Annotated in this window: 7 protein-coding genes and 1 pseudogene; 5 read left to right on the top strand and 3 right to left on the bottom strand. The window is 70.3% G+C overall.

Annotation, left to right across the window (positions count from 1 at the left end; translation table 11 throughout):
* Positions 1–187: 187 nt before the first annotated feature.
* Complete coding sequence (locus ACFCZF_RS02980) at positions 188–535, bottom strand: tetratricopeptide repeat protein (protein ID WP_375921554.1); 348 nt, start codon at positions 533–535, stop codon at positions 188–190.
* 141 nt (positions 536–676) lie between these two features.
* Between ACFCZF_RS02980 and ACFCZF_RS02975 the strand changes: the two genes are divergently transcribed.
* Both ACFCZF_RS02975 and ACFCZF_RS02970 read left to right on the top strand, forming a co-directional pair.
* A complete protein-coding gene (locus tag ACFCZF_RS02975) occupies positions 677–1,642 on the top strand; it encodes a pirin family protein (RefSeq protein ID WP_376670126.1) in 966 nt (321 codons plus the stop codon).
* A gap of 85 nt (positions 1,643–1,727) precedes the next feature.
* Positions 1,728–1,829, top strand: a pseudogene (locus ACFCZF_RS02970) (XRE family transcriptional regulator); the annotation flags it as partial.
* A 240-nt stretch (positions 1,830–2,069) separates the two neighbouring features.
* On the opposite strand, the gene ACFCZF_RS02965 reads toward ACFCZF_RS02970, so the two are convergent.
* Positions 2,070–2,651: a TetR/AcrR family transcriptional regulator gene (locus tag ACFCZF_RS02965; RefSeq protein WP_375921550.1), complete on the bottom strand. Its 582-nt coding sequence runs from the start codon at positions 2,649–2,651 to the stop codon at positions 2,070–2,072.
* Between the two features lie 119 nt (positions 2,652–2,770).
* On the opposite strand from ACFCZF_RS02965, the gene ACFCZF_RS02960 reads away from it, so the two are divergent.
* Both ACFCZF_RS02960 and ACFCZF_RS02955 read left to right on the top strand, forming a co-directional pair.
* The gene (locus ACFCZF_RS02960; protein WP_376670125.1) at positions 2,771–3,637 is read left to right on the top strand and encodes an NAD(P)H-binding protein; all 867 of its coding nucleotides are present in this window, start codon (positions 2,771–2,773) and stop codon (positions 3,635–3,637) included.
* A gap of 1 nt (position 3,638) precedes the next feature.
* Positions 3,639–4,397 (top strand): endonuclease/exonuclease/phosphatase family protein, encoded by a 759-nt coding sequence (locus ACFCZF_RS02955; RefSeq protein ID WP_376670124.1) that lies wholly within the window; start codon positions 3,639–3,641, stop codon positions 4,395–4,397.
* Positions 4,398–4,408: 11 nt separating this feature from the next.
* Here ACFCZF_RS02955 and ACFCZF_RS02950 read toward each other — a convergent pair whose 3' ends face one another.
* Positions 4,409–5,149 carry a 2-phosphosulfolactate phosphatase gene (locus tag ACFCZF_RS02950; RefSeq protein ID WP_376670123.1) on the bottom strand — a complete coding sequence of 247 codons (741 nt, stop codon included), beginning with the start codon at positions 5,147–5,149 and terminating at the stop codon, positions 4,409–4,411.
* A gap of 145 nt (positions 5,150–5,294) precedes the next feature.
* Here ACFCZF_RS02950 and ACFCZF_RS02945 point away from each other — a divergent pair, with 145 nt between their 5' ends.
* The gene (locus tag ACFCZF_RS02945) at positions 5,295–6,164 is read left to right on the top strand and encodes a GNAT family N-acetyltransferase (protein ID WP_376670122.1); all 870 of its coding nucleotides are present in this window, start codon (positions 5,295–5,297) and stop codon (positions 6,162–6,164) included.
* Positions 6,165–6,238: the final 74 nt, after the last annotated feature.

Below are 6,238 nucleotides of genomic sequence, written 5' to 3'. Positions count from 1 at the left end.
TGGTGTGCCCCTCTGGCACGGTGTCCTTTCCTTCCTTGCCTTGGCCCACCCGCCCACCCGACTCGGTCGGTCGAGAGGCGAGACTCACCCCGGGGGGTGGGCCCCGACCCCCGTGGGGGGGGGGGGGGCCCCTCCCCCCCCCCCCCGCCCCGCCCCGCCGCTCCCTGTGTCGCCGTAACGTCGCCGCTCAGCGGTCGGCGAAGTCGCCCGCCAGTGCGGAGGCGATGCGCAGCTGCGCGTCGGCCTCCTCCTGGCGCCCCTGCCGTTCGAGGGTGCGTCCCAGCATCAGCCGGGCGTACCGCTCGACGGGATCGCGCTCGACGACGATCCGCAGCTCGTCCTCCGCGCGCCGCAGTTGGGCCGAGTGGTAGTAGGCGCGCGCCAGCAGCAGCCGCGGTCCGGTCTGCTCGGGCACCTCCCCGACCAGCCCGCTCAGGACGCGTGCCGCGGCGGCGTAGTCCTTGGCGTCGAAGAACATCCGCGCGCGCTCCCAGCGCTCCGCCGGCGTTCCGTGGTCGTAGTACGTCGTGTCCACTCGAGACCTCCTTCGGTGTTCCGCAACCACGCCACCTGGTTGAACATTCCACCATCGCTGGGAGTGGCGTATCCGACCCGTCACGGTGACGGCCGGAGTACGGTCTGACGCGGAGGCCCGTCCGGCGCTAGTTTGGGCGGCATGAGCAATCTTGATCGCGAGGCGGTTCCCAGCCTGTGCGGCGGCCGCGGCTTCGTGGTGGCGGAGCCCGTGCGGGAACTCCTCAGCCCTCGCCAAGTCAAGCTCGGCGAGTCCACCGAGGTCCGCCGACTCCTGCCCAACCTGGGCCGGCGCATGGTCGGCGCCTGGTGTTTCGTCGATCACTACGGCCCCGACGACATCGCCGACGAGCCCGGCATGCAGGTGCCGCCGCATCCGCACATGGGCCTGCAGACGGTGAGCTGGCTGCACGAGGGCGAGGTACTGCACCGCGACTCCACCGGCGGCCTGCAGACCATCCGCCCGCGCCAGCTGGGCCTGATGACCTCGGGCCGCGCGATCAGCCACTCCGAGGAGAGCCCGCGCTCGCACGCCCGCTTCCTGCACGGCGCGCAGCTGTGGGTCGCCCTTCCGGACGCCCACCGCCACACCGACCCGCGCTTCGAGTTCCACGCCGACCTGCCCGTCGTCACCGCCCCCGGCCTGACGGCCACCCTGCTCCTCGGCACCCTCGACGGCACCACCTCGCCGGGAACGACGTACACCCCCATCGTCGGCGCCGACCTGACCCTCACCGGCGGCACGGACGTACGTCTCCCGCTGGAACGGGACTTCGAGTACGCCGTCCTGTCCATGACCGGCGAGGCCCACGTCGACGGCGTGCCGCTGGTGCCGGGCTCGATGCTCTACCTCGGCTGCGGCCGCGACGAACTGCCCCTGCGCGCCGACTCGGACGCGGGCCTGATGCTCCTGGGCGGCGAGCCGTTCGAGGAGGAGCTGATCATGTTCTGGAACTGGATCGGCCGGTCGCAGGACGAGATCGTGCAGGCGCGGCAGGACTGGACGGAAGGGACGCGCTTCGGAGAGGTCAAGGGCTACGACGGGGATCCGCTGCCGGCCCCCGCATTGCCGGCGACACCGCTGAAGCCGCGGGGAAGGCATCGTTGACCTGCGACGATGGCTGATCGTCCGATGACGGGTGGGCCGATGCGAGAGGCTTCGCCCCTCCTCGGCCCACCCACTCCGTGATAGCAGTTTGGTCGGCCTGGAGAAGGCCCAGGGCAACCCGAACTTCGCCACCCTGGTCCGCCTCGCGGACGCGCTCGGCAGCTCGGTGTCCGCGCTGAACGAGGGCGGGGGTGCGGCGACAGTGGAGAATGAGGTCATGGCGACGTGCAAGAAGTGCGGTGCGCGAAAGCGAAGTTGGCCCCGTTCCTGTTCCCGGTGCCGTTCCGAGTCGGACCGGACGGACGCTGCCGAGACCGCCGCTGAAATCGCTGTGGAGGCGGGACTGCTCGGTTGGATCTGGCGAGGAGTCATGGGAGTCGTGCGGCTGGTGCTGCGTGCGTTCAACTGACCCGACCCGGCGGACGGACTACCGACCTCGGATCCCATCGAGGAGGTAGGCGGTCCGGCGGTCGTAGTCGTCCCGGTCGGGGCGGGTTCCGTACTTGAGGGCGAGCGCGTTGTCGTGCACCAGCGCGTGGAGGTCGTCCGCGGTGAACTCGGGGCGCAGCGCACCGCAGGCTCGGCCGGCCGCGATGAGTTCGTCGTTGACCTCGCCTGCGGCCCGGCAGATCGCCATGAGGCTCTGTGCGTCGGGGTAGGTCTGCAGCAGGGTGTCGTTGGCGGCCGGCTGACGGTACTGGAGGTCGCGGATCGCGGTGATGTAGTACGCGAGCCGTTCGCCGGCGTCGCCGATGGCGCGGGTGCGGCCGATGATGGCGTGCAGTTCGACTGCGACGACCTCTTCGATGACGGCGTCGATGAGTCCGATCCGGCCGCCGAACCGGTTGAAGATCGTGGCCTTGCTCACCCCTGCCGCCTTGGCGACCTCTTCCAGCGGCACGGTCAGGCCCCTGCCCTGGAAGGCGTCGATCGCGGCACGGCGGATCTGGTCGGCATTGCGCTTGGCGTCGGCGCGTAGCCGTGGTTTCGAGGGCGCCCCACCGCTCATGCCCACACCGTCCCTTGCTGTGGCAGTCGTAACTTGACCAGTCCGGTCAGCTTACCTAAAGTCGTGGCCACAGACGAATCTGACCACCCTGGTCAGTTTATGATCGGAAGGGGACGACCATGATCGTTGTCACCGGTGCCACCGGCGGGCTCGGCGGCGCCACCGTCGAGCACCTCCTCAAGCGCATACCCGCCGACCGGATCGGCGTCAGCGTCCGCGACGTCGGCAAAGCGCGCCACTTCGCCGACCGCGGCGTACGCGTGCGGCAGGGCTCGTACGAGGATCCAGCCACGCTGCGCCATTCGTTCCAGGGTGCCGAGCAGGTGCTGCTGGTGTCCGGCAACGACCCGGCGGCCGACATCGTCGGCCTGCACCGCAACGCGATCGAGGCCGCCGTCGCAGCCGGTGTCCAGCGGATCCTCTACACCAGCCAGCAGGCCGCCGTCCCCGGAAACCCGTACCCGCCGTCGCGGAACCACATCGCCACCGAGGCGATCCTCGCCGGCTCCGGAGTCTCCTGGACGGCACTGCGCAACGGCGCCTACGGCCCTCTCGACCAGGTGCTCGGCCCGTGGCTGCGGACCGGCAGGATCACCCAACCGGCAGACGGTCCCGTCCCGTACACCGACCGTGCCGACATAGCCGAGGCCACCGCGGTCATCCTCTCAGGTGACCGTCCCTTCGACGGCCCCGTCACCCTCACCGCACCCGCCGCCGTCACCTTCGACGATCTCGCCGGCATCGCCTCCGGCCTCGCCGGCCGCACCGTCGAGCGCATCGTCGTGGAAGACGAGCAGTGGGTCGCCGACCAGACCGCGAGCGGCGTACCGGAGGAGATGGCCCTGCTCATGCTCACCTGGTACCAGGCCGCCCGCGCGGGCTTCTTCGCCGAAGCCGACCCGCTCCTGTCCGAACTTCTCGGACGCGAACCCCGCAGCGCAGCGGAGCGGCTCGCGCAGCCAGGAGCTGCCGACGGCCCGGTCTGAGATGTGCCACGCTGAAACGGTGAGTGAGACGGCCCGCGGCATACGGCTGATGACCATGAACGTGCTGGCTCCGTCGTATGCCGACGGCTCGAGTCGGCGAGTGGTCCTGGCCGAGGAACTTCAGCGCCTGGGCCCGGACGTGCTCGCGCTTCAGGAGGTGACGCGCGAGGACGCGGAAGTCCTCGAGAGCAGTGGCTGGCATGTGCTTCCACACCCACGGTGGTCCGCCGAGGGCGTGGGCGCCGTACTGGCGGCCCGCCGCCCCTTCGGGCGCACGGTGTCGGACACGCTGGAGGTGACCGAGCGGACGGTGCACACCGAGGCGGAGTCCTCGCCGCCGAGCTTCCGCTCCCGGAACCCATGGGCACCGTCCTGCTGGTGCACCACAAACCGAGCTGGCCCCATGGCTGGGAGCACGAGCGGGAACTGCAGGCACTGGCCGTGGCTCGCCTCGCGGAGCGGACCACAGCCGAAGGTGCGTCGCAGCACACCGTGCTGCTGGGGGACTTCGATGCGACTCCGCAGGCAAGCAGCCTGCGATTCCTCCAAGGGCTGCAGTCGTTGGAAGGCGTGGGCGTCTGCTGTCAAGACGCCTGGTCGGCCGTGCATCCCTGCGAGCAAGGCCCGACTTTCAGCTCCGGCAACCCCCTCGTCCGGCAAGGTGACATGCCCGAAGCGGCGGACCGCCGCATCGACTACATCATGCTCCGCTGCGGCGCCCGATCACCCGCCAGGTCGGTGGAGCGGCACGGGACAGTAGTAGTGCCTTGGTCAACTACCGGCCGAGGACGGCTGCTTTCCCGACTCCACGCTACTGGACGGACTGGGCGGGGCGTCGGGCACCGCGACGGGACGGAGTACCGTCAAAGACTCTTCTCGGCGAGCCGTCATCGCGAAGGGGAACCTGTCGATTTCCAAGCAGAGATCGACATCGTCCGGGTGGTATCCGCTCCGCAGCCCACCGGCAAGATCGGCCGCGGCACGAGAAGTCCTCGCGCGGTGGAGATACGGGGCCGCCCCGACGTCGCCCCCGGCCATGGAGCGGCCAATGTACTCGGCGCAGGCCAGGTCCTCGTCGGCCCGGCCCCCCTCACCGGTGACAACGAACGTCACCGGGCCGGAATCCCTGGTCCGCAGGAAACGCGCGGTCGGGCCGGCCACCACGAAACTCGCGCACAGGATCAGCGGCGCGTCCGCGACGGCCAGCGCGCCCACGGTTCCCGCCGTCGTCTTCTGCACCAGCGTACGGCCGGTGAAATCGCGTGCCCTGAGCAAGCCAGGTGAGTTCACCGCGTCGAAGCCCGCTGCGGGAGCTCCGTCCTTCAAAGCCAGCCAGCCCGGGTGGCTCTCCTTCAAGGCGAGTGCCTCACTTTCCGTCGAGGCCAGGACGATCCTCTCGACGCCACGTGAGAAGGCCCAGGCAGCCACGGTGAAGGCGCGCATGACGTCGATGACGACAGCGACACGGGGAACGCCGGTCAACTCCGGGATGCCGACGAAGTGATGGTCCATCGCGCCATTCTGACGCCCTTGGACCATCCGAAGGGCACGATTGTTCCGGGTCCAACGGTCGACGCCCGCTCCCACGGCTCCCACGGCACACGGGCCGGTTTCCCACACCGACCCCGGGAAGCGAGCGTCCGCGGGATCATGAGGCATGCGTCCGGATGCTTGGCACCTCACCGAAGACCTCGACGACTTTCTCACCCGGGCAGGAGACTTCCTCCGCTCGCGCCCCGTCCTGCACAACACCCCGCTCACCGTGATGGAGAAGTGGCGGACCCGCCCGGGCGCGTTCGACCCCGGTACCGTCCTCTTCGGTCGGCTGGAGTCGGAGGGCGAGACCCAGGCGATCTTCTTCCGCCCGCCCACCCGCCGGCTGACCCTCACCCCGCTCACCCCCGAACGGGCCGACGCCCTCGCCGCCCGTCTGCACGGCCTCGGCCACACGCTCTCCGGCGTCACCGCGGACCACGACACCGCCACCGCGTTCGCCGATGCCTGGCAGCGGCACACCGGCGCGACGCCGACACTCCGCGTCCGAATGCACCTGTACCGCCTCGGCACGCTCACCCCGCCCGAGCCGCACCCGGAGGGCCGCGGCCGGATGCTGGGCGACCAGGATCACGAAGACCTGATGCGCTGGTGCCGCGAACTCGCCGCGGACCTCGGGGAGAACGTCACCATCGACGCCGGCTCCTGGGCCGGCACGCGCTTCGCCGAGAAGCGCTACACCTTCTGGGAGACCCCGGACGGCACCCCCGTCTCCATAGCGGGCGTGAACCCGTTGGTCGCCGGGATGGTCCGGGTGGACCCCGTCTACACCCCGGCCCACCTCCGCGGGCGCGGCTACGCGGCCGCCGTGACGGCCGAGGTGAGCCGGGCCGCGCTCACCTCGGGCGCCACGGAGGTCGTGCTGTACACGAACGCGGCCAACCCCACCAGTAACGCCCTCTACCAGCGCCTCGGGTACCGCCGGGTCACCGACTGGGCCCCGTACGACTTCGCGTACGCCGGGAGGCGGTGAATCGACTCCGGTCCAGGGCGGACATCAGCCCTGGGTCTGACTCACCGGCCACACCGTTTCGCGATAATGGCCAG

The organism is Streptomyces sp. NPDC056296 (assembly GCF_042268605.1).
Classification (GTDB): domain Bacteria; phylum Actinomycetota; class Actinomycetes; order Streptomycetales; family Streptomycetaceae; genus Streptomyces.
This window is presented reverse-complemented; position numbering and strand designations above follow the sequence as displayed.

Coding starts and splice junctions, on each gene's coding strand:
- ACFCZF_RS02965 (WP_375921550.1), bottom strand. CDS start 2,651: ATGAGCGGTGGGGCGCCCTCGAAACCACGGCTACGCGCCGACGCCAAG.
- ACFCZF_RS02950 (WP_376670123.1), bottom strand. CDS start 5,149: ATGGACCATCACTTCGTCGGCATCCCGGAGTTGACCGGCGTTCCCCGT.
- ACFCZF_RS02975 (WP_376670126.1), top strand. CDS start 677: ATGAGCAATCTTGATCGCGAGGCGGTTCCCAGCCTGTGCGGCGGCCGC.
- ACFCZF_RS02945 (WP_376670122.1), top strand. CDS start 5,295: ATGCGTCCGGATGCTTGGCACCTCACCGAAGACCTCGACGACTTTCTC.
- ACFCZF_RS02960 (WP_376670125.1), top strand. CDS start 2,771: ATGATCGTTGTCACCGGTGCCACCGGCGGGCTCGGCGGCGCCACCGTC.
- ACFCZF_RS02955 (WP_376670124.1), top strand. CDS start 3,639: ATGTGCCACGCTGAAACGGTGAGTGAGACGGCCCGCGGCATACGGCTG.